The sequence below is a fragment of the Marinobacter sp. S6332 genome (genome assembly GCF_023016045.1).
Taxonomy (GTDB): Bacteria; Pseudomonadota; Gammaproteobacteria; order Pseudomonadales; family Oleiphilaceae; genus Marinobacter.
The window spans coordinates 62,328-83,750 of sequence record NZ_JALKAP010000001.1; the positions used below are offsets into that span (position 1 = coordinate 62,328).

General features: G+C 52.9%; 21 protein-coding genes. 8 read left to right on the plus strand and 13 right to left on the minus strand.

All coding sequences use genetic code 11. The features are described from left to right. Positions 1 to 159 precede the first annotated feature (159 nt). A complete protein-coding gene (mobA, locus tag MWU62_RS00305) occupies positions 160 to 750 on the minus strand; it encodes a molybdenum cofactor guanylyltransferase MobA (RefSeq protein ID WP_247112880.1) in 591 nt (196 codons plus the stop codon). 71 nt (positions 751 to 821) lie between these two features. Continuing rightward, on the minus strand, positions 822 to 1,148 hold the full coding sequence (trxA, locus tag MWU62_RS00310) for a thioredoxin TrxA (protein ID WP_008169901.1): 327 nt from the start codon (positions 1,146 to 1,148) through the stop codon (positions 822 to 824). 211 nt (positions 1,149 to 1,359) lie between these two features. Between trxA and ppx the strand changes: the two genes are divergently transcribed. Further along, positions 1,360 to 2,886, plus strand: a complete 1,527-nt coding sequence (ppx, locus tag MWU62_RS00315) for an exopolyphosphatase (protein ID WP_247112881.1) — start codon at positions 1,360 to 1,362, stop codon at positions 2,884 to 2,886. A 14-nt stretch (positions 2,887 to 2,900) separates the two neighbouring features. On the opposite strand, the gene abc-f is transcribed toward ppx, so the two are convergent. After that, positions 2,901 to 4,880, minus strand: coding sequence for a ribosomal protection-like ABC-F family protein (abc-f, locus tag MWU62_RS00320; RefSeq protein WP_247112882.1), 1,980 nt, complete (start codon positions 4,878 to 4,880; stop codon positions 2,901 to 2,903). 40 nt (positions 4,881 to 4,920) lie between these two features. Here abc-f and MWU62_RS00325 point away from each other — a divergent pair, with 40 nt between their 5' ends. From MWU62_RS00325 to MWU62_RS00335, 3 genes are all read left to right on the plus strand, one after another. After that, the gene (locus tag MWU62_RS00325) at positions 4,921 to 5,487 is read left to right on the plus strand and encodes a TIGR02444 family protein (RefSeq protein ID WP_247112883.1); all 567 of its coding nucleotides are present in this window, start codon (positions 4,921 to 4,923) and stop codon (positions 5,485 to 5,487) included. After that, a complete protein-coding gene (locus MWU62_RS00330) occupies positions 5,481 to 5,864 on the plus strand; it encodes a DUF4124 domain-containing protein (RefSeq protein ID WP_247112884.1) in 384 nt (127 codons plus the stop codon). Before MWU62_RS00325 ends, MWU62_RS00330 begins: the two co-directional genes overlap by 7 nt. A 148-nt stretch (positions 5,865 to 6,012) precedes the next feature. Continuing rightward, a complete protein-coding gene (locus MWU62_RS00335) occupies positions 6,013 to 6,747 on the plus strand; it encodes an FKBP-type peptidyl-prolyl cis-trans isomerase (RefSeq protein ID WP_247112885.1) in 735 nt (244 codons plus the stop codon). A 107-nt stretch (positions 6,748 to 6,854) separates the two neighbouring features. Here MWU62_RS00335 and rsd read toward each other — a convergent pair whose 3' ends face one another. Continuing rightward, entirely contained in the window at positions 6,855 to 7,334 is a 480-nt protein-coding gene (gene rsd, locus MWU62_RS00340; protein ID WP_247112886.1) for a sigma D regulator, read from the minus strand. A 115-nt stretch (positions 7,335 to 7,449) separates the two neighbouring features. After that, on the minus strand, positions 7,450 to 7,956 hold the full coding sequence (locus MWU62_RS00345) for a disulfide bond formation protein B (RefSeq protein ID WP_247112887.1): 507 nt from the start codon (positions 7,954 to 7,956) through the stop codon (positions 7,450 to 7,452). A gap of 114 nt (positions 7,957 to 8,070) precedes the next feature. Between MWU62_RS00345 and MWU62_RS00350 the strand changes: the two genes are divergently transcribed. Continuing rightward, positions 8,071 to 8,514: a flagellar basal body-associated FliL family protein gene (locus MWU62_RS00350; protein ID WP_247112888.1), complete on the plus strand. Its 444-nt coding sequence runs from the start codon at positions 8,071 to 8,073 to the stop codon at positions 8,512 to 8,514. 17 nt (positions 8,515 to 8,531) lie between these two features. Here the strand turns inward: MWU62_RS00350 and MWU62_RS00355 are convergent, their stop codons facing one another. From MWU62_RS00355 to MWU62_RS00370, 4 genes are all read right to left on the minus strand, one after another. Continuing rightward, positions 8,532 to 8,750, minus strand: a complete 219-nt coding sequence (locus MWU62_RS00355; protein ID WP_247112889.1) for a hypothetical protein — start codon at positions 8,748 to 8,750, stop codon at positions 8,532 to 8,534. A gap of 146 nt (positions 8,751 to 8,896) precedes the next feature. Next, a complete protein-coding gene (gene gshA / locus MWU62_RS00360; RefSeq protein ID WP_247112890.1) occupies positions 8,897 to 10,450 on the minus strand; it encodes a glutamate--cysteine ligase in 1,554 nt (517 codons plus the stop codon). 68 nt (positions 10,451 to 10,518) lie between these two features. Further along, positions 10,519 to 12,843, minus strand: a complete 2,325-nt coding sequence (locus tag MWU62_RS00365; protein ID WP_247112891.1) for a Tex family protein — start codon at positions 12,841 to 12,843, stop codon at positions 10,519 to 10,521. A 49-nt stretch (positions 12,844 to 12,892) separates the two neighbouring features. Next, positions 12,893 to 14,629: a bifunctional diguanylate cyclase/phosphodiesterase gene (locus MWU62_RS00370; protein WP_247112892.1), complete on the minus strand. Its 1,737-nt coding sequence runs from the start codon at positions 14,627 to 14,629 to the stop codon at positions 12,893 to 12,895. 146 nt (positions 14,630 to 14,775) lie between these two features. Between MWU62_RS00370 and rep the strand changes: the two genes are divergently transcribed. Further along, the gene (gene rep, locus MWU62_RS00375) at positions 14,776 to 16,794 is read left to right on the plus strand and encodes a DNA helicase Rep (RefSeq protein ID WP_247112893.1); all 2,019 of its coding nucleotides are present in this window, start codon (positions 14,776 to 14,778) and stop codon (positions 16,792 to 16,794) included. A gap of 62 nt (positions 16,795 to 16,856) precedes the next feature. On the opposite strand, the gene MWU62_RS00380 is transcribed toward rep, so the two are convergent. After that, positions 16,857 to 17,270, minus strand: a complete 414-nt coding sequence (locus tag MWU62_RS00380) for a cytochrome c5 family protein (protein WP_247112894.1) — start codon at positions 17,268 to 17,270, stop codon at positions 16,857 to 16,859. Between the two features lie 198 nt (positions 17,271 to 17,468). Between MWU62_RS00380 and MWU62_RS00385 the strand changes: the two genes are divergently transcribed. Beyond that, positions 17,469 to 17,807 carry a hypothetical protein gene (locus MWU62_RS00385; RefSeq protein WP_247112895.1) on the plus strand — a complete coding sequence of 113 codons (339 nt, stop codon included), beginning with the start codon at positions 17,469 to 17,471 and terminating at the stop codon, positions 17,805 to 17,807. Between the two features lie 157 nt (positions 17,808 to 17,964). Continuing rightward, complete coding sequence (locus tag MWU62_RS00390; RefSeq protein WP_348645613.1) at positions 17,965 to 18,945, plus strand: phospholipase A; 981 nt, start codon at positions 17,965 to 17,967, stop codon at positions 18,943 to 18,945. Positions 18,946 to 19,114: 169 nt separating this feature from the next. Here the strand turns inward: MWU62_RS00390 and MWU62_RS00395 are convergent, their stop codons facing one another. From MWU62_RS00395 to MWU62_RS00405, 3 genes are all read right to left on the minus strand, one after another. After that, entirely contained in the window at positions 19,115 to 20,467 is a 1,353-nt protein-coding gene (locus MWU62_RS00395) for a phosphomannomutase (RefSeq protein ID WP_247112897.1), read from the minus strand. Between the two features lie 8 nt (positions 20,468 to 20,475). After that, the gene (bfr, locus tag MWU62_RS00400; protein WP_247112898.1) at positions 20,476 to 20,952 is read right to left on the minus strand and encodes a bacterioferritin; all 477 of its coding nucleotides are present in this window, start codon (positions 20,950 to 20,952) and stop codon (positions 20,476 to 20,478) included. 167 nt (positions 20,953 to 21,119) lie between these two features. Then, on the minus strand, positions 21,120 to 21,326 hold the full coding sequence (locus MWU62_RS00405; RefSeq protein ID WP_247112899.1) for a bacterioferritin-associated ferredoxin: 207 nt from the start codon (positions 21,324 to 21,326) through the stop codon (positions 21,120 to 21,122). Between the last annotated feature and the right edge of the window lie 97 nt (positions 21,327 to 21,423).

The window sequence follows — 21,423 nt, forward strand, 5'->3', positions numbered from 1 at the left end:
GGCGTTTGACGGCCGGTCTTTAGCGTGGACTGCTCCGCCGAAAAACGCTGTGGATACGTCCGTGTACGCTTGGCTCCGCCATCCATGGCTCCGCACATTTTCGGCGGAGCAGTCCACGCCAAAGCCCTGAATAGTGCAAGTCCCTCTAGCAACTACCCCTCAGGTCACCAAATCTTCTGGCCGATTTCGGTTTTTAAACGCATCAGCAGCATCTGGGCAATCCAGAGTTCTAGCTGCTGCGGCTTCAGCGAATACCATTACCCTTCTGTTGTCGTCTCGTAACTGGGTTTCCAGCAGACTAATAAGTGACACCGGGTAAACACCGTGCAAGGGGTGGGATCTTCCGGCGCATTGGGCGATAACGGGGTATTCAGGCTGTTCGTGCCACGCGTCTATTAATTGCCGGAATACTTCTGGTTGTATACCCGGGGTATCGCAGGGGCATACGAGTACGGCGTCGAAGCCTTGTTTTTGGGCTTCAGTTAGGCCCGCTAGTAGGCCCGCTAGGGGGCCTTGGCCTTTTAGATCCGGGGCGTCTTGCAGTACGTGGCCGAGCAGACGGTAGTCTTTTAGGGATCGGTTGGCGCTGATGAGTAATGGCGTGGTCACAGCACTGAGGGCTTCTGCTACCCAGTGGGCCATGGGGCGGTCGTGCCAGTGCATTAGGCCTTTGTCTTTGCCGTTCATGCGGGTTCCTGCACCGCCAGCGAGTAGAAGGGCGCAGGTGTTTTTGGAGGCTGTTTCGGTCATGGTGAATCCAGGCCTAAAAAAACCGCCCAAGAGCAGGGCCCAGGGGCGGTTTTCAGGCTTTCAGGATGCAATCAGAGATTGCTGTCCAAGAAGGCCGCGAGCTGGGATTTGGACAGTGCGCCAACTTTGGTGGCGTCAACGTTGCCGTTCTTGAACAGCATCAACGTCGGAATACCACGGATGTTGAACTTGGGCGGGGTCTGCTCGTTTTCGTCGATGTTGAGCTTGCAGACCTTCAGTTTGCCATCGTATTCGTCGGCGATTTCTTCGAGTACGGGTGCGATCATTTTGCAGGGGCCGCACCACTCCGCCCAGTAATCTACCAGTACGGGAACGTCAGATTGAAGTACGTCCTGTTCGAAGGAGGCATCTGTTACGTTTACAATATTTCCGCTCATTTCGTTTTTCCTGATTAGTGCTTTGGTTGCTACTTTACGCGATTGATCCCGCGTATGTGAAGCGGTAGATCCACCAGTTTCATTGCTCAATGTTCTGACCCCGGTCAATTCGGTCGACTTTCTACTAGAGTCAAAGCCGCGCATTGACTGACATATCCCGGGATTATGGCTTATAGTACGCGCAGATTCTCACCACAGGATTCAGATCACCGTGACGGCCACCTCTTCCGCCGAAATCGCAGCTACGCCACCGGATATGCTTGCGGCCATCGATATGGGCTCAAACAGTTTCCACATGGTTGTGGCCAGGCTTGTGCAGGGCGAAATCCGCACCATGGAAAGAATGGGCGAAAAAGTTCAGCTAGGCGACGGCCTTGATCCTGAAAACAATCTAACAGAAGAGGCGCAGCAGCGGGGTTTGGACTGCCTACGGCGGTTTGCCCAACGCCTTAACGGTACGCCTCCCGAGGGTGTTCAGATTGTAGGTACAAATGCGCTCAGGGTGGCACGCAATGCCAATCAGTTTATCGCACGGGCAGAAGAGGTGCTGGGCTATCCGGTAGAGATCATCGCCGGGCGGGAGGAGGCCCGATTGATCTATCTGGGCGTTTCGCACACGCTCTCAGATGATGCCGGACGGCGTTTGGTGATCGACATAGGCGGAGGCAGCACGGAACTGATTATTGGCGAGCGGTTTGAGCCACAGGAGCTGGAAAGCCTGCACATGGGCTGCGTGTCTTTTCGGAACCGGTACTTTTCCGATGGCCGAATTACCCGCAAACAAATGGACAAAGCCATTACCCACGCAGAGCAAGAGCTATTAGGCATTCGCCGGCGCTTCCGCTCTATAGGATGGGAAAGCTCGGTAGGTGCATCCGGCTCTATCAAGGCCATTTGCAACGTTTTGGCGACGCTTAAAATCACCGATGGCACTGTTACCTGGAGTGCTATGGAGGAGCTACGCCGACGGCTTGTGGATATGGGCAGTGTCGAGAAGCTGGGCGAGTTGGGGTTGCGGCCAGATCGACAGAATATTTTCCCCGCCGGGTTTGCCATTCTTATGGGGGCGTTCCAATCTCTGAACATTCAGGAACTGACCTATACCGACGGAGCACTTCGAGAGGGCCTACTATACGGAATAGCCGGGCGAATTCAGCATGAGGATGTGCGTGAGCGCAGTATTTCAGCGCTACAAGAGCGGTATCAGGCGGATCAAAACCACGGGGCTGCCGTAGAAGCAACGGCGGTCGCAGCCTGGGAGCAAATTGCAGAACACTGGGGGCTGGACACACCTACAGACGAGGAGACCCTGCGCTGGGCCTGCAGGTTACACGAAATCGGCTTGGCGATTTCCCATAGCCAATACCACAAGCACGGCGCTTACCTATTGCACTACTCTGACCTCGCTGGCTTTACGCAGCAGGCGCAACGGGAACTGGCCATTTTGGTGCGCGGTCATCGCCGAAAATTCAGCTCATCCATTTTCGATGGCGTCGACCCAGGCGATCTAGGGCGCCTGCGGCACTTATGCATACTGGTACGTTTGGCCGTACTGATTCAGCACTCCCGCAATCTGGAACCGCCACCGGCTTTCACTCTCCAACCTAGGGAGCAAGGCCTTTTAGTGACGTTTCCCGAGGGCTGGTTTGATGAGCGCCCTCTAACCTATGCCGACCTGATGAATGAACAAGACTACCTAGCCAAGCAAAACTTTGTGCTTGAGCTGGCTGGCGGCTGACGGAGCACTTCGCTTCACTGTCCCGCCAGCTCATCCTCCATTGCCTCAACTGTTTCACTGACCTCAAGCCACTGAGCTTCGACATCTTCAAGTTGACCCTTTGCCGCAGACTGCCTACCTAGCAGGTCTTTTAAGCGGCCTTTGGACTCATCACCGTAAAGGACAGGATCGGCGAGCTCCGACTCCAAATCGCTCAGCGTCTCATGCAGAGTTTCCATCTGTTTTTCTAGTGTCGCCTGCTTCTTACGGTAAGGGCTCAGCTTCTGTCTGAGCGCGGCTTCCGCGCGTTTGCGGGCCTTTCTGTCTTCAGCACTTTCCCCTACAGCTGTGTCTGCTTGTGCCGATGCTGCGCCTGCGGAACCAGCGGCACTGCCTAGCTGTCGCTTTGGTGGTTCGGCATCGTCTTTACGGCGATCCGCCAACCAGCTCTCGTAATCTTCAAGATCACCCTGATACTCCACAACATGGCCATCATTCACCAGCCAGAATTCGTCAACGGTATTACGCAACAGGTGCCTGTCGTGAGACACCACCACAATAGCGCCTTCAAAGTTCTGCAGTGCCATAGTCAAGGCTTGGCGCATTTCCAAATCAAGGTGGTTGGTCGGCTCATCCAACAAAAGCAGGTTGGGCTTTTGCCAGGCGATAACCGCCAAAGCAACACGGGCTTTTTCTCCGCCAGAGAATGAGCGAATGGGGCTCAGGGCTTCATCACCATGGAAATCAAAGCCACCGAGAAAGTTGCGAACGCTCTGCTCAGACGCTCTGGGAGCTAAGCGTTGCAAGTGAAGAAAGGGACTTGCATCAAGATCGAGTGATTCCAGCTGGTGTTGCGCAAAGTACCCTATCGCCAGATGCTCGCCACAGGTGCGCTCACCGGATAACAAGGTGCTAGCTGTACCTTGCTCGCCCTGCCCTAGCAGCGCATCCATCAACGTTGATTTACCGGCACCGTTGGGACCCAGTAATCCAATACGGCTTCCGGGCAAAAGGGTCAGGTTAATGTCACTAAGTATCGTGGTGTCACCATGCCCTGCCTGTCCATGCCTTATCGAGAGCAACGGGTTGGATACTTTGTCTGCCATAGGAAATTCGAAGCTGAACGGCGAATCTATGTGCGCAGGGGCAATTTTCTCCATCCGCTCCAGAGATTTTACTCGGCTTTGTGCTTGCCTAGCCTTTGTGGCTTTCGCTTTGAAGCGATCAATAAAGCGCTGGATTTCGGCAATTCTCGCTTGCTGCCGTTCAAAGCCAGCTTGCTGTTGCGCAATTCGTTCGCTGCGCTGGCCTTCAAACGCTGAGTAGTTACCCGTATACAGCTCTAGCTTCTGACGATCAAAATGCACTACGTGGGTGGCCACTCTATCCATGAAGTCACGATCGTGGGAAATAAACAACAGGGTTCCATCGTAACGGCGCAGCCAGTTTTCTAGCCAAAGGCAGGCATCTAGATCCAAGTGGTTGGTTGGCTCGTCGAGCAACAAAAGATCGGAAGGCCGCATGAGCGCCTGAGCAAGGTTCAGACGGATACGCCATCCGCCCGAGAATGCGGAGACTGGCCGGTCTGGGTCTTCATTCCGGAATCCTAGGCCCCGGAGCAAAGATTCTGCACGCCGCGCGGCAGACCAAGCCTCGTGTACATCTAGCTCACCATGTATGTGCGCAACGGCGTTGTCATCGCCCCGGGCTTCCGCCTGCTCAAGTTCGCGCTCAAGCCGCCGTAAATCCAGATCTCCATCAAGAACGAAGTCTCTGGCGCTTCGCTCTGTCGCCGCCACTTCCTGCGCCATGTGCGCAATACGGCAGCCGCCAGGAAGTGACACGCTGCCCTGCTCCGGCGCTAGTTGTCCTAGCAGTAACTGGAAGAGGCTGGATTTGCCAGCACCATTGGCACCAACAACCGCCACACGCTGGCCGGATTGAACCGTTAGGGCGACGGAATCTAGCAACCAGGCGCCACCCCGTTGTAAACTGAGATCGGTTATCGTTAACATGTTGTCATATAATCAAGGTGAAATTGTCAGGGACGGTTCAATGCTCATGTCAGCCAGCTCGCTCGTCTCCCAAGATTTACCGTTAAAAACCATAGAGTTACCGGAAGACTTAGAACCGGACAATCCTCTTTGGCGATTTGCACTGGCAATTTGGCAGCACCCAGCGGCGCAAGAAGCCTGTTTGGCACTTCAGGATGAGGGCTGGAGCGTAACACGAATTTTATGCGCCGGATGGCTTGCCCTCAACGGCAGAGCCTACACCGGAATCGAGGTGGCTACGGTAACAGAGTGGCGTAACCGTGTAACCGGCAGCCTACGCAGCATTCGCAGATCTGTGCCGAAAGCGCAGAAAGCTTACTTACCTCTGCGCACAAACCTCGCCAATCTTGAGCTGGAGGCAGAACGAATTGAACTAGCCTTAGTCTGGCGGAATTCCAAAGCCCCCCACCCGGAACCAAGCACTATGTATGCAAGTGACGAGCTTATCCAGTCTAATCTAACGGCTGCAGCACCGGCAGCAGGTACAAGCCCGGAAGCCAAACAATTGCTTGGTATTTTGCGCGACATCATCTCCACCCTTCAACCCGGAGGCGCGACGCCATGCTGATCAAATGGCTTGTTCGGCTCTCGTTCCCAGCTCTCGGCTTATTGATGCTACTTATAGTCTTCGGCCTAAATGAGCCAGACCAAATATCCGAGCCTGTTGCGGAAGAAACTCAGTCGGAAATTCCAGCATTCGAGGGGCTGGTCCCCTCGCCGATCCCGACAGAAGGCCCCGACATAGTTTTCAAATGGAAAGATACCGATGGCAACTGGCACTATGCTGACCAGCCGCCGGAGCAAGGCCCATGGAATACGCTTGCTATCGAGAGAGCTGATAAAAACTGGGCGCCGGCGAGAATCTCGAATCCTGAAACCGATTGGCAATCCCCCTATAGTGCGCCCTTCACGCTCAGCCCAAATGCCGGCAGCAATGGCAGCTAACGGCCTATTCGCAGCTCCACAGAACAATCTGTAGCGCCTTAACAGATGTTCAGTGGAATCTGCGCTCTTAACCCGCTACCTTTTGCCCTTCGACAAACACAATATGTGGGTCTCAGCCCACTCCGTACCAACCCGAAAGGATGATGTAATGAAAAAAACGCTACTTGCACTGGCGATGACTGGCGTGGTTGCTGGATGCTCAACGCCCCCTGAGACTCCAGCAGACCCGAAGCTAGACTCTACCGACGAAAAAGTCAGTTATGGCATGGGTCTTGTGCTAGGTGAGCGGATGGGTAACGACCTGCCAAGCCTTCAAATGGATCAATTCCTTCAAGGGATTCAGCACGGACATGCAGGCGACGAGGAAGCCAAGCGCATGAGCCGCGAAGAGATCCAGAAGGCTTTGATGGAATACCAACAGTCGCTGCAAGAAGAGCAGAGCAAGCAAGCAGAAGAGTTGGCAGAGAAAAACCGTGAAGCCGGTGAGTCCTTCCTTGCTGAGAACGCTGAGCGCGATGGTGTCGAAACAACCGATTCCGGGCTCCAGTACGAAATTTTAGAAGAGGGTAACGGCGAGCAGCCGGGTGCAACCGATACTGTACAAGTCCACTATACCGGTGAACTGCTTTCAGGTGAGGTTTTTGACAGCTCCCGCGAGCGCGGCGAGCCAGTTACATTTGCCCTGAATCAGGTTATCCCGGGCTGGACCGAAGGCCTGCAGCTCATGAGCGAAGGCGCCCGTTATAAGCTGTACATTCCTTCTGATCTAGCCTACGGCCCGGGCGGAAACCGCTCAATTGGCCCCAACGAAACCTTGGTTTTCGATGTGGAGCTACTGGCAGTGAACCCAGGCGCAGACGAAAAAGACTCTGCGTCCGAATAATCTAGAAAGCAATCTAGGGCGCAAACTTCAGCCCGCCTGAAGCAAAAAAAGCCTCAGCAACCTTGTAGGTGCTGAGGCTTTTTCGTGATCGCCTAAACCAAATCAACTCACGCTGGGGCTACTTTATCCCCATGCACGTTGTGCAGATGCTCAATTAAAAAGTCCTCCATCTCAAAGCGGCTTTCCAGCGTCTCACCCAGATGGGAAAGCTGCTCAAACAGTGCTTTCACATCTTTTTCAGACAAGTCAGCTTCGCCCAACTGATCGTTAAAATTAAGCGCCACTTCTGTGGTTTGTTCAATACGGGGGTATACCTTGGCTGCCAGCTCCACCCCTCCATCGTTGAACTCACGAGCCTCTCTGACTAGCTGCTCATAAATCTCAAAGTGGCCGGTCGAAACATAGTCAACCAACACTTCACATAACCGCACAAACTTGTTTTTGAGGGCTTCTGTTTGCGAGAAATCGCTTTCGCCGGACAAATCGCAGTAGTGAACTAGAAGCTCTTGACGATCCTTGAGCCAACGATCAATAAGTTCGCTGACGCCACCCCAGCGCTCCCTGGCATTTCGGCAGTTTTCCAACATAACGCCTGATCTCCGCTTGAAAATCCTACTGTTCAGCCATAGTGCTGATGCTTGGTGCTGATTTTTGTTAAGTCCGGATCAACTTACCCCATGCTGGCTTCCGGCCGCAACCGTTTCAACCCGCGATTTGGTTTTTCGATGCTCCCCTGTGGAAAAGCATGATCAAACCCAAAATCACCAAAAGCACAAAAAATACAGCGCTCCAGCCGGGAATGCTCAAACCCAGAAATCGCCAAACAACAGCGGCGCAGTCGCCCGTCCCTTTAAGTGCCGTCGTCAGCACATCCATAAACGGCAGCACTTCCAGCATATAATCCACCGAGGGCCCGCAGGCAGGCACCTGATCCGGTGGCAAGTTCTGGAGCCATAGCTGTCGGCCTGCAACGCCCAGCCCAGCACCGGCTGTTGCTACCAGCAAAAAGCCGTACACACGCAATCCTAGTGATTTGGGGCCATGCAGAGCCGCCACAAGGCTCACAAGCCCCACCCCCATAAAACCGAAGCGCTGGAGCCAGCAAAGCGGGCAAGGTTCAAGCCCCATAACGTGCTCCATATAAAATGCCACGCCCAATAACCCGGCGCAGGTAACAAAAACGAGTGCAAAGAGTGCTCTTACTTTCACAAAGTTTCCTCAGTTTTACACAAATGCGCTGCCTGGCCTGCTATTCTCGGTTTATCCGGCGGAAACGCTGCTGAATTTGTCACTAAACCCTAAACCACAACGAACTGCAAGCTTATGACACCTCAGCCAAAATTCGTTTTATTCCTTATCTTATTACTATTTTTCCAGCTGCCTAACGCCTGGGCAGAAGACGCCGCAAATGGCGACAACGGAGACGCAGAAAAATCGGGCATTACTGATTATATTGCCATGGAACCGGCCTTCGTAACTCACGTTGGAAGCCCGGGCGGCAAATTAACCTACCTGAAAGCAACCATCAGTCTCAGGGCCTCAAAGCAGACCACACGGCCCGCGGTGGACGCCCACATGCCAAGGCTACGCCATGAACTGGTGATGCTGTTTGGCGAGCAGACAGATACAGACCAACTAACCACTATGGATGGCCAACAGGCGCTACGTGAGGAAGCCAAATCAAGAATAAATGCAGTGCTGGAGGAACAGCAAACCGGCGAAGCAATAACCGGCGTGCTGTTTACAGAATTCGTAGTGCAAAAGTAGGGCAGAACCAGATCGTATTAAGCAATCCGGGAGAACAGATCATTTTCCGCTGTAGCTGCTTCTTCCCGGAGAATTTCACCGGCGTCATCCCAACCTGCCTCCCAGGCAGCAACAACAACTTCACCACGATAGGGACAACGGCTTTTATCCATGCCCATGGAAGCAGCCAAGTGGCCTTGACGATAGGCTTTGTTCAAGGCCTCGATGCCCAAGCCGAGTTTCATATCCTTTACCATATCGCTTCTCCCTTAAACTGATGCTACTGAACTTAGCACCAGCGTCAGAAAGTGACAAATTTTTGTTCTGCTTCTGTGAAGCATGTCCGTCAATGATGAGAACCACCTGAAACCACCTAACATAACGACACTTTCTGCGCCCCGTTTCAGGAGCGCAGGTATTGTTCAAGAAAGTCACTGAACGTCAGAGTGTCCGATGCCTCAATTCGTTTCTGTTCGGCTATCGAGTCCTTACTTGCCGCAACAAAGGCCGCCTCTACACTGGCATCCATACCTTCTTTACGAAGCATGCTCTGATGTTTTAGCGCCATATCCATGGTCCAGTCCTTGTGGCCAAGCCCGGAAGCCCGCATAGCATCAATAACCCGGGCAGACGGCACTTGGTTATCGCCGGACAGAACACCCCGCTGAGCTGAAAGAGCCTGACGATACACGTCACCGCCATTCCAGCCGTCCAGCAGGTCTGCCAGCGGCTCTAGGCGGTCAAGTATTTCCGTAGCCGCTTCCCCAATGGGCGTACGCTCGCCAGCCCTGCAAAGGGTCAGCTCATGATTACGCCCTTTGGACACAACATCTTTGTAGTTGTCATCCAACAAACTGCACTCTGCGTCGTCGATTCGAGGCGATTCTGAGAGCAAACAATCCAATAGGAAGAGGTCCAGAAAATCGACCTGAGCTTCATTAACCCCTACCGGCGAAAAGGGGTCGAGATCCAAACAACGCACTTCAATATATTCCACACCGCGAGATTCAAGAGCATGAATCGGCTTTTCTCCGCTTTGAGCCGTGCGCTTAGGCCGAACGGCACTGTAGTACTCATTTTCAATCTGCAGCACGCTGGTGTTGATTTGGATAAACTGGCCGTCACGCTGGGTACCTAAAGCTTCATAGGCTGGCCAATTGGTATGAATGGCTCTATCCAGAGTTTGGGTATAGGTACTGAGCTTGTTAAAGCAGATATTCAACGACGACTGGGCATTGTTGTGATAACCCAAGTCACCCATGCGCAGTGAGGTTGCATAGTCGCCAAACCAGCTACGCTCGTCAAACCGGTTAAGGTCATGACGCACACCGTCAACAAAGCTTGCGTCCAAAGCTGGCGAGGCGCCGAAGAGCAACATCAGCAACCAGCTTCTGCGACGGAAATTTCGAATTAGCCAGAAATATTGCTCAGACTTGAAGTCTTTCATGCTTTGCTGCTCGCCCAGCGCGTTCTGCCAGATACCCCAGAAGCTGTCCGGCAGCGAGAGGTTGTAATGGGTACCGGCGATACTTTGCATCATGCGCCCGTACCTCACCGCCAGCCCCTGCCGGTATACGTGCTTTAGCCGACCGGTGTTGGAGGAGCCATACTCCGCGATGGGGATGCTGGCGTCGCCGTCCAGTTCGCAGGGCATGCTCGCAGGCCAGAAAACCTCATCACCTAGATTCTGCTGCACAAAGCGATGGGTATTGCGCAAAGATTCCAGCATCTCGGATGTACTGCTGCATACCGGCGTAATCAGTTCGAGCAAAGCTTCTGAGTAATCAGTTGTGATAGACGGGTGCGTCAGCGCTGAGCCCAAAGCCTCCGGATGGGGCGTCTGAGCGATAAAACCATTGCGGTCAACGCGCAGACCTTCCTTCTCGACTCCTTTCAGAAACCCATTCCAGTCGCTCGCGGCGAATTGACGAAAAATAGAGTGCCGGGATTCGGCCATGTTTGACTCCTGCTGCAGCCAGCGGTGCCTTATGGGCTTTGCTGGCTGATGGAAATAATTGAAACCGCTTAACGCTTGTCTTTACTCGCCGACGCAAACGCCTGCGCCAAAGCACCGGCCATAGCACCTTGGTCCGCACCTTTATTTTGACCCCGAGGCGCTGATTTAGCGGCGGGACGAGGTGCTGAAGTGCCTCTTTTCGACTCTGCTTTCTCACCGGGCTGATCATCCATCCGCATAGTCAGCGCAATTCGCTTGCGGGGGATGTCCACTTCCATCACTTTCACCTTAACAATATCCCCGGCCTTAACCACCTCCCGGGGATCTTTTACAAAGGTATGGGAAAGTGCAGAGATATGCACCAGACCATCCTGATGGACCCCGATATCCACAAACGCGCCAAAATTTGTGACGTTGGTGACAGAGCCTTCCAAGATCATGCCGGGTTCCAGATCGCTCAGGGTTTCCACACCGTCTTCAAAACTAGCAAAGCGGAACTCGGGACGTGGATCCCGGCCCGGCTTTTCAAGCTCGGAGAGAATGTCGCGAATTGTCGGCAAGCCGAACTGGTCTGTTACGTAATCCTGAGGATTCAGACCACGCAGAAACGCTGCGTCTCCGACAATCCCTTCAACCTTGCGGTTATTCTTCGCCGCAATGGCTTCAACAATACCGTAGGCCTCGGGATGCACCGATGAGCGGTCTAGCGCATTCTCGCCACTGGCAATACGCAGAAAGCCTGCGGCCTGCTCAAACGTCCGGTTACCCAGCCGAGCTACTTTCAACAACTGCTTACGGTTACGGAAGACGCCGTTTTGATTGCGGAACTCAATAATGTTTTGAGCGATGGTGTGATTGAGGCCTGACACCCTCGACAACAGAGGTGCGGACGCAGTGTTCAAATCAACACCGACACCGTTAACGCAATCTTCAACCACCGCATCAAGGCTGCGGGAAAGCTGAACCTGAGACACATCGTGCTGGTATTGGCCAACACCGATGGATTTGGGCTCGATTTTCACCAGCTCGGCCAAGGGATCCTGTAATCGGCGGGCAATGGAGACGGCACCGCGAATGGTTACGTCCAGATCAGGCAATTCTTTGGAGGCAAACTCCGACGCGGAATAGATCGAGGCACCGGACTCGCTGACAACAATCCGCGCCAGCTTCAGTTCCGGGTAGCGTTTACTAAGATCCCCAACCAATTTTTCGGTCTCACGGGAGGCGGTGCCATTGCCGATGGCCACCAACTCAATGCTGTATTCGCGACACCAGGCAGCGAGTTTTTCGATAGAGCTATCCCACTGGTTTTTGGGCGCATGGGGGAAAATAGAACCATGCCCAACCACTTGGCCAGTGCCATCGATAACGGCAACTTTTACGCCTGTGCGCAGCCCGGGATCCAAGCCGAGGGTTGGGCGAGGCCCAGCAGGGGCCAGTAACAATAAATCTTTCAGGTTAGCGGCAAACACGTTGATCGCTTCGGTCTCTGCCGCCTCGCGCACCTGCGCCATAAGGTCTGTTTCTATCTGCGTAGACAGCTTTACCCGCCAAGTCCAGCGCACCACATCCGACAACCACTTATCGGCAGCGCGCCCGTTATCACGAATATTGTAGCGCGCAGCAATGCGTTGCTCGGCAGGGTGTGGCTGACGACGATCGTCGTCAGCGTCGCCCACTACAAGCGTATAGGAGAGAATACCTTCATTGCGCCCACGCAGTATGGCCAGCGCCCGGTGCGAGGGCACCTTCTTCAGAGGCTCCACATGATCGAAATAATCCCGGAACTTGGCGCCTTCGTTTTCTTTACCTTCTATAACTGTGACTTTTAGCTGCCCCTGCTGCCAAATGAAATCACGCAGCTCACCCAGCAACTCGGCATCTTCCGCGAAACGCTCCATCAGGATATAACGGGCACCGTCGAGGGCGGCTTTGGTATCGGCAACGCCTGCGTCTGCGTTTATATAGACTTTCGCGGTCGCCTCCGGGTCCTGAGTCGGGTCGTTATACAAGCTATCGGCCAGAGGTTCCAAGCCCGCCTCTCGCGCAATTTGAGCCTTGGTGCGACGTTTGGGCTTGTAAGGTAAGTACAGATCTTCTAACCGGTTTTTGGTGTCCGCATCTTGAATGTTATTGCGCAGTTCGTCTGTCAGCTTGCCCTGCTCTTCAATGCTCTTGAGGATGGTGCCACGACGATCTTCCAGTTCCCGAAGGTAACGCAGGCGCTCTTCAAGCGTGCGCAGTTGGCTGTCATCCAAAGATCCGGTTACCTCTTTACGGTAACGGGCAATAAACGGAACCGTGGAGCCTTCGTCCAGCAGGGCGACGGTGGCATTAACCTGTTGTTCGCGTACACCGAGTTCGTCCGCAATGCGCCTGAAGATACTGTTCATGCAACCTCTGTCTGATACGTTTCTGGTAAAGCAGCAAAGGTACAGCGGCTTACTGTTGCAGGCAAGCGGACTGGCCACGCTTGTTCAGGAATTGCACAAGGTCAGGCCAAGGCATGGGGCGGGCATAAAAGAAACCTTGGATTTCATCACAGTGTTGCTGTCGCAGAAATTCCAGCTGGCTTTCAGTCTCGACGCCTTCGGCTACCACACTGATTTCAAGGCTATGAGCCAGGCTGATAATCGCGCGGATAATGTGCTCTGCATCTGCAGACTGACCCAGCGCCTGCACGAATGACTTATCGATTTTCACCAGCGAAATCGGTAAATGCTGAAGGTTGCTGAGGGAGGAAAAGCCTGTGCCAAAATCATCTAGCGCAAAGCTGATACCAAGCTGGTTAAGCTCTCGCAGGCAGCGCTGGGCGTATTCAGGATCATGCATCATGGCGCTTTCCGTTAGCTCCAACTCTAACAGGCTGGTATCAACATTGGCGTTGAAGATAATGCGGAATATGGTCTCAGTCATCTTGCGATCATAAAACTGGCGAAACGAAAGGTTGACCGCAAACACCAGCTCCGGAAACCCAATCTCAGCGGACTCCTTTAGCCGCTTACAAGCCTGTTCCAACACCCAGTAGCCGATAGGAACGATCAAACCACTGCGCTCAGCAACCGGGATAAACTCGTCTGGCCCAACAAGGCCCCGCTCCGGGTGATTCCAACGCAACAAGCATTCAACGCCACGCACGTCATTGCTATCGAGATCAATTCTTGGCTGGTAATAGAGTTCTAGTTCATTGCCGCGAAGGGCGTTGCGGAGATCCGCTTCCAGCCTGAGCTGATAGCCTGCAGATATATGAAGTTGCCGATCGTAAAATCGGTAACTGGTGCCCGGGTCCCTCTTTGCCTCAAACATTGCTCGGTTTGCGCGGCGCATAAGATTTTCAGGGCTATTTCCTGCTTCAGGGTAGGTGGCAACACCCAGACTGGCACTGACAACTACGCTTTGGCCATCAATTGCTATCGGCTCGTCTAGCGCATTAACAATCTTGCGTATAACTTGGGTGATATCCAGAGAGTCTTCTATCTTTTCTACGATTATGGCGAGCTCGTCACCACCTATTCGCATTAGAGAATCCACGCGGCGCAGCCCCTGACGCACCTGAGCGGCCACTTTTATCATCAGTTGGTCGCTTTTTTGGTAGCCAAAAGACTCGTTGATACTGCGAAAATCGTCAATATTGAGATGCAAAAGCGCCAGCCGATGGTTGCCCCGCTTTGCTCGATGCAAGGCTTGCTGCAACCTATCAAAAAATAGATCCCGGTTAATAAAGCCGCTGGCGACGCCACGGCCTAACTGGGTATGGGTTGAATTTGCCAACTGCTCGCGATACCACAGGCACTTTACTGCCCGACGAAAGTTCCAGTGATCAAGTTCCTGACGACTCAAGTAATCCGCTGCGCCACCGGTTAGCAAATCACTCGCTCGCTCATCTGGCGTTTCGGCACTTAGTGCCAAAATCGGACAATCGCCAGTGGCAACGGCCAAATACTGCAAAAAAGCGGTTTCTGAGCCGCCATGAACTACACAGTTCCACACCACAATGTCGAATTTCGCATTGTGGATAAGATCGTCACAATCCAAAAGATCTGGACACCAGGTTGAATCCGCAGTGATCTCCGTATCCTTCGCTAGTAACGCATTGACCCAGAGAAAATCAGTGTAATCTGGCGTCAGGACCAACAGGCGAAGCTGGTCGTGTTCGGGGGTTTCCTGTGGCAGGGTCATTGAGCAAAGTCCATGTGTGCGTGAGCAACAAACCTCTTCAATTAAAAGGATAGCTGATAGATCGACAAGGTACAGTAAGTCTGGCTGGTGTAGACTAATACCTTAGTGAGAGAACCTCCGTATCAAATCATTCTGGCATTGTATTCGTGAATAAACTCAATCCGCGACAAAATGAAGCTGTCCGCTACACGGACGGCCCTTTGCTCGTGCTGGCCGGTGCCGGCAGCGGCAAGACCAGCGTAATCACCCGAAAAATCGCCTATCTGATTGAACATCTTGGTATTCCCGGTCGCCACATTGCTGCGGTTACCTTCACCAACAAAGCTGCCAGAGAGATGAAAGAGCGGGTGGGCAAGATTGTGGACCGCAAGCTAACGCGGGGGTTGATTGTTTCTACCTTCCACAACCTTGGGCTGAACATAATTCGCGAAGAACACATGCATCTAGGTTATCACCCCGGCTTCTCCATTTTTGATGCGGAAGACGCCAAAGCTCTTTTAAGAGACTTGATGTTGCGGGAGGCCAGTGCCGACGCAGGCGATGAATTGAACGATGTACAGGTGACCATCTCGTCGTGGAAAAATGCCATGCGGGGACCAGCGGAAGCCTACAGCAAAGCCGCCGATGAGCGGGAGCAACGTATTGCCATCGTATACAAGCACTACAGCGAATACCTGAAAGCCTACAATGCCGTCGATTTTGACGACCTAATTCTGCTTCCAGTGCAACTGTTTCGGAATAACCCGGAGGCGCTGGCAAAGTGGCGCAGAAAAATCCGCTACATGCTTGTGGACGAGTATCAAGACACCAACATTTGCCAATATGAATTGGTGCGAATGCTGGTTGCCGAGCGCGCTGCGTTTACCGTGGTTGGCGATGACGACCAGTCGATATATGCCTGGCGCGGGGCACGGCCGGAAAATCTTGCCCAGCTAAAAGAAGACTTCCCAAGCCTGAAGATTGTAAAGCTTGAGCAGAATTATCGCTCCACATCACGCATTCTGAGGGCCGCTAACACGGTTATAGCCAACAACCCTCATGTGTTCGAAAAATCTCTGTGGAGTGACCACACCATTGGCGACGAAATCCGTATTGTGCGCTGCCGTAACGAAGACGCCGAAACCGAACGTGTGGCCACAGAAATTCTTGACCAAAAGCTGAAAAAGGGCCTGGCATTCAGGGATTTCGCTGTACTTTACCGGGGCAACCATCAGGCTCGCCTGCTGGAAATGAAGTTGCAGGCCTACCAGATTCCCTATCGTATTTCGGGCGGTCAGTCGTTTTTCTCGAAAAACGAGATCAAAGACGCCATGTCCTATCTGCGCCTGTTGATTAACCCGGATGATGATGCTGCTTTCCTGCGTGTGGTGAACGTGCCTCGGCGGGAAATTGGCCCGCGCACCCTTGAGCAGCTCAGCCACTATGCCCGAGCGCGTAACGTTAGCCTGTTTAAATCGCTGGGTGATATGGGGGCGGAGTCCCACGTAACTGAAAAGGGACTAGACCGGCTGCGACGCTTTGCCCACTGGGTGGACACTACATGCGAGCGCCTGCACAGCGAGAACCCTGTGCCCGTTATAAAACAACTGTTCACCGACCTTGAGTACGAGGAATGGTTGCATCAGCACTCCGGCACCCCGAAGCAGGCCGAGCGGCGCATGGAGAATATCTGGTACTTGGTGGATTCCATTCAACGCATGCTGGACGATGGCAAAGGTACTGCGGATGAGCTGGGCATAGAAGATGCGATTACCAAACTGATTCTACGCGACATGATGGAGCAGCGGGAAGAAGAGGATGACAGCGACAAAGTGCAACTACTGACGCTACACGCATCCAAGGGTTTGGAGTTCCCTCATGTATTTATTCTTGGGCTTGAAGAAGAAATTCTGCCCCACCGATCCAGTATTGAAGAAGGTAACATTGAGGAAGAACGACGGCTGATGTATGTGGGAATTACCCGCGCAAAAGAAACGCTAACCCTAACCTATGCCGCCCAACGCAGGCAGTATGGAGAAAAGATCGAGACCATCCCTAGCCGATTTCTCGATGAGTTGCCGCAAGACGATGTACGCTGGGAAGGCACCGGAGATTTAGATGTTGAGGCCAACCAGAAAAAAGGCAAGGCGACATTGAGTGCCCTGCTTGGCGATTTGGGGCTATAAAAACGCAAAAACCCCGCACTGTATGCTACATAGGCGGGGTTTTAACGATGGGAGCTCCGGGATTACTGGCTCTCTGCCACCATGTGCTCTACCGCAGCTGTAATTTCCTCATCCGGGCAACTTGCACAGCCGCCTTTGGCCGGCATGGCGTTGAAGCCGTTGAGAGAATGGCTGAACAGAGTCTCCATACCTTGGTCGATTCGCGGCGCCCATGCTGCGGAGTCACCGATTACCGGTGCACCTGCAGCGCCGGTGGTGTGGCACGCCATGCATACGGCATCGTACACTTCGCTACCTGAACGGGGGCCAGAGCTGGCAGTTTCAGTGGCAGCAGCGGCTTCACCGCATTCCTCACCCTGCAGGCAAACTTCGCCAATCGGCTGGATCCGCGCACGAATTTCGTCGTCAACATTTGCCATGACGGCACCGGCAGTAATGCCGAAACCGAGCAATACAACAGCCAGGACTCTCTTCATCTTCACAATGCACCTCGCATTTGAGCGTTATAATCTTTGGTTGCCGCATTATAGCGACTGAATCCCGGCAAAAAAACCGAATAGCAAAATCATAAATTGATTTCCACCATTTTTATTGCCATTTGGTATGCTTGGAGACTCTTTTACAACATCCGGTTACCATGTTGCAGCTTACCCCAGAACTTCAGGATTCAACCCATGAATAACTCGGAGAAACCCTCCCCAAAGCCCTTACGCAAAGCGCTATTGATTACAGAGTTTAGCTCGCTGGCTTTGCTGTTGGCATCTATGGGGTGGTTCTCAAGCCAAACAAACACCGGCCATACTATCAACCCGGCGTGGCTGCTGATACCTGCCTTTGCAAGCCTCGGGGTTTTTATCAGTTTTATTGGCCTTATGTACTTACGCTGGGTTGTGGCGGCAAGCGCAGCCAACCAACTTCGGCATAAATTCGTTTTTTCACTGCTGGCACTTACCCTGATCAGCGTTTGGGTTTACGGCATTGCCAGTACGTGGCTTAGCCTTAATGCGGCATAGAGAGATCCAAAGAATGCAAAAACGCCCCTGCGCGTGGCTTTCAACGGCAGCTACGCTTGCTTTGCTATGGCCAGCACTAACTCTCGCCAAGGAGGGTGGATCACCCGATGACATTCAGGCCTCCTCCCCGGAAGACTGCGCGTTAATACGTGAAGGTGTGCAACGGCTTGCTTGCTATGACTCATTCAACAACCCGAAAATAGCAAGAGAAAACGCATCCAAGCAGGATGTTGAGGCAGCGGAGCAAAACGCTGAAACCTTGGCTCCCTCGAGTGAGCAACAAAATCGTGCCGCTGAAGCGCTGGACAGAGATGACCCTGACGCAGGCGTGATGACGAATATGGTGGAGCGTAGCGTAAAGGCAGAAAAAGCGCTGTTTTCTTTTTCGGGCAGTTTTATCAGCCATCGCCCTTCCTACATCTTGCCCGTCACCCGAATGGACGATAAGAATCAACAACCATCAAGCCCCAGACTGGGGACTACAGGCTACGACTATGAGGTCGAAAACGAGGAGGCCAAGTATCAAATTAGCTTTAAAGTTCCGCTGCTGACTGGGTGGCTGGAGGACGATACGACTCTGTGGTTTGGGTATACCCAGCGTTCGTTTTGGCAGGTTTTCAATCAGGATGATTCAGCACCTTTTCGTGAGACGAACTATGAGCCGGAGATTTTTTTGCGCCATTTGGCCAATTGGGATTTAGGTTTTGTAACGTTCAATGGTATGTCGGTTGGCATCAATCACCAATCGAACGGTCAGTCGGAGCCTCGTTCAAGGAGTTGGAACCGCATTATGGCGGGCGCTGCTTTTACTCGCGGGCGCTGGCTGTTCAGTTTGCAGCCTTGGTATCGGATTCCGGAGGACAAGGAAAATGATAATGAAGATATTCATCGTTACCTTGGATATGCCGATTACAATGTTGTTTATAAGCTGGCGGAGGATCGGACTTTTTCGCTTAGGCTAATGAATAACTTGCACTCGGATAATCGCACATCGCTGGAGTTTGGCTATAGTTTTCCGTTGGGGGGTACGATTAAGGGATTTTTCCAGTACTACAATGGGTATGGGGAGAGTTTGATTGATTACAATCATCGGATTGAGCGATTCGGGATTGGGATTATGTTGAACGATTGGCTCTGAGCTTTCTTTAGCTTCGGAGTTTGCCGGGATGCCGGTATAAGTTGCGAAAACACGCTGTGAATACTTCCATGTACGCTTGGCTCCGCCATCCATGGCTCCGCACAGTTTTCGCAACTTATACCGGCACCCCGGCCCCTGCTCTGGAATAGCCTTCCACTACCCTTCGCTTTTAGTTATTCAACCGCTCCATTTCCGCAAGAAGTTCTTCCGTTTTCTCTTTCATCAGCGGTATGTCAGCACGGGATTCCACGTTCAAACGAACCACAGGTTCAGTGTTGGACATGCGCAGGTTAAATCGCCAGTTGTCGAATTCGATGCTCAAGCCATCGACGTAGCTAACGCTTTTTGCACCGGGCGCGTATTTTTCTTCAATCGCAGCGATGACTTTCGCCGGGTCGTTGATGGTGCGGTTGATTTCGCCGCTGGCCGGGTAGGCTTCGATTCGAGCGTCGATGAGGGATGAGAAGGGCTTGCCGGATTGGCAGAGGCGTTCTGCAAGCAGCAGCCACGGGATCATGCCGCTGTCGCAGTAGGCGAAGTCGCGGAAGTAGTGGTGTGCGCTCATTTCTCCGCCGTATACGGCGTCTTCGTCGCGCATGCGTTGTTTGATGAAGGCATGGCCGGTTTTGCTTTCGATGGCTTCGCCGCCGGCGGCTTTTACTAGGTCTTGGGTGTTCCACGTCAGCCTTGGGTCGTGGATGACTTTGCCGGGGCCGGTTTTGCGTAGGAATTGGTCCGCCAGCAAGCCGACGATGTAGTAGCCTTCAATAAAACGGCCGTTTTCGTCGAAGAAGAAGCAGCGGTCGTAGTCACCGTCCCAGGCGATGCCCATGGCGGCGCCGTGTTCGATGACGGCGTTGGCAGTGGCTTCCCGGTTTTCTTCGAGGATGGGGTTGGGTACTCCGTGGGGGAAGTTTCCGTCGGGCTGATGATGCACTTTGATGAATTCGAACGGCAGGTGTTTTTCGAGTTGGTCGATGACCAAGCCTGCGCCGCCGTTGCCAGCGTTAACAACGATTTTAATCGGCGCCAAAGCGCTCGCTTCGATGTATCCCAGCAAGTGGTCTATATAAGCACTGGTGACTTCTAGCGGCTCGTATCTGCCCTGCACCGGCGCGTCTGCAAAGGGCTCCCGTACCCTGTCCCGAATATCATTCAAACCATTATCGGAGCTGATGGGTCGGGATTCCGGCCCTACCATTTTCATTCCGTTATGGTTTTTGGGGTTGTGGCTGGCAGTGACCATGATGCCACCATCCATTCCATAGTGGCTGGTGGCAAAGTACACGTATTCCGTGCCGCACAAGCCAATATCGAACACGTCTGCACCCGCTGCCATTAGGCCGGAGCTTAGAGCTTCGGTGATTTCTTGGCTTGAGAGGCGAATGTCGTAACCGACGATGACTTTTGTTGCGCCCGTGATTTCCACATAGGCTCGCCCAATGCGCTCGGCCAGAGCAGGATTTAACTGCTCTGGCACGCTACCGCGCAAGTCATAGGCTTTAAAACAGGACAGATCCATTGTCTGACTTACTCCGAGGCAGCTGATTGAAGCTGAATATAGTTTTGAATGCCCATTTGATTGATCATCTCAAGCTGGGTTTCCAGCCAGTCGATGTGTTCTTCTTCGCTGTCGAGAATGCTGCGGAACAGTTCACGACTAGTGAAGTCCTGAACCTCTTCGCAATATATAATCGCTTCTTTCAGGTCCACGTGGGCGATGTGTTCAATTTTGAGGTCACAGGCAATCATTTCCTCAACGTTCTCGCCGATCATCAACTTGTTGAGATCTTGCAGGTTGGGCAGGCCTTCCAAAAACAAGATACGCTCGATCAATTGATCCGCATGCTTCATCTCGTCGATGGATTCTTCGTATTCCTTGGCCGCAAGTTTAGTGATGCCCCAGTCTTTATACATGCGCGAGTGCAAGAAATACTGGTTGATTGCGGTCAACTCGTTGGCAAGAACTTTATTCAAAAATTGTATGACTTTTTTGTCGCCTTTCATTGCAGCACTCCTTGATCTCAGCCAACCAACTCAACCCTCTCTAACAAAGGCTTGTCTGGCTGATTGGTTCGGGTTCGGTGAGCTTTCAAAGCTCTCTCATCACTCGACAAGGATAGCGCGTTAGGGCGCATTACAAAAATGCGGAAAGGAAATAAACCGTAATCGTATCAGGCAGGGCTTGCTAGCATGTTTGCAAGGGCCAAATAGTCCGGTGAACGACTTTCGCGCAGTATGCCGCGTGCCATTGAGGCACAACGCCCACACTGCGTGCCCACGCCGAGCTCTTTACCAAGCTGGCGCATGGATGAAACACCATTTTCTGAAGCTTCACGGATGTCCCGGTCTGTGACTCCGTGGCAAAGGCATACATACATAACGCAACTCCACCAACGACAACAATCTTAGTGATAATTATTGTCATTAGCATCAAGGATTGCAAGCCCTCTGTGTTAATTTTGTGCAACAGGTTGT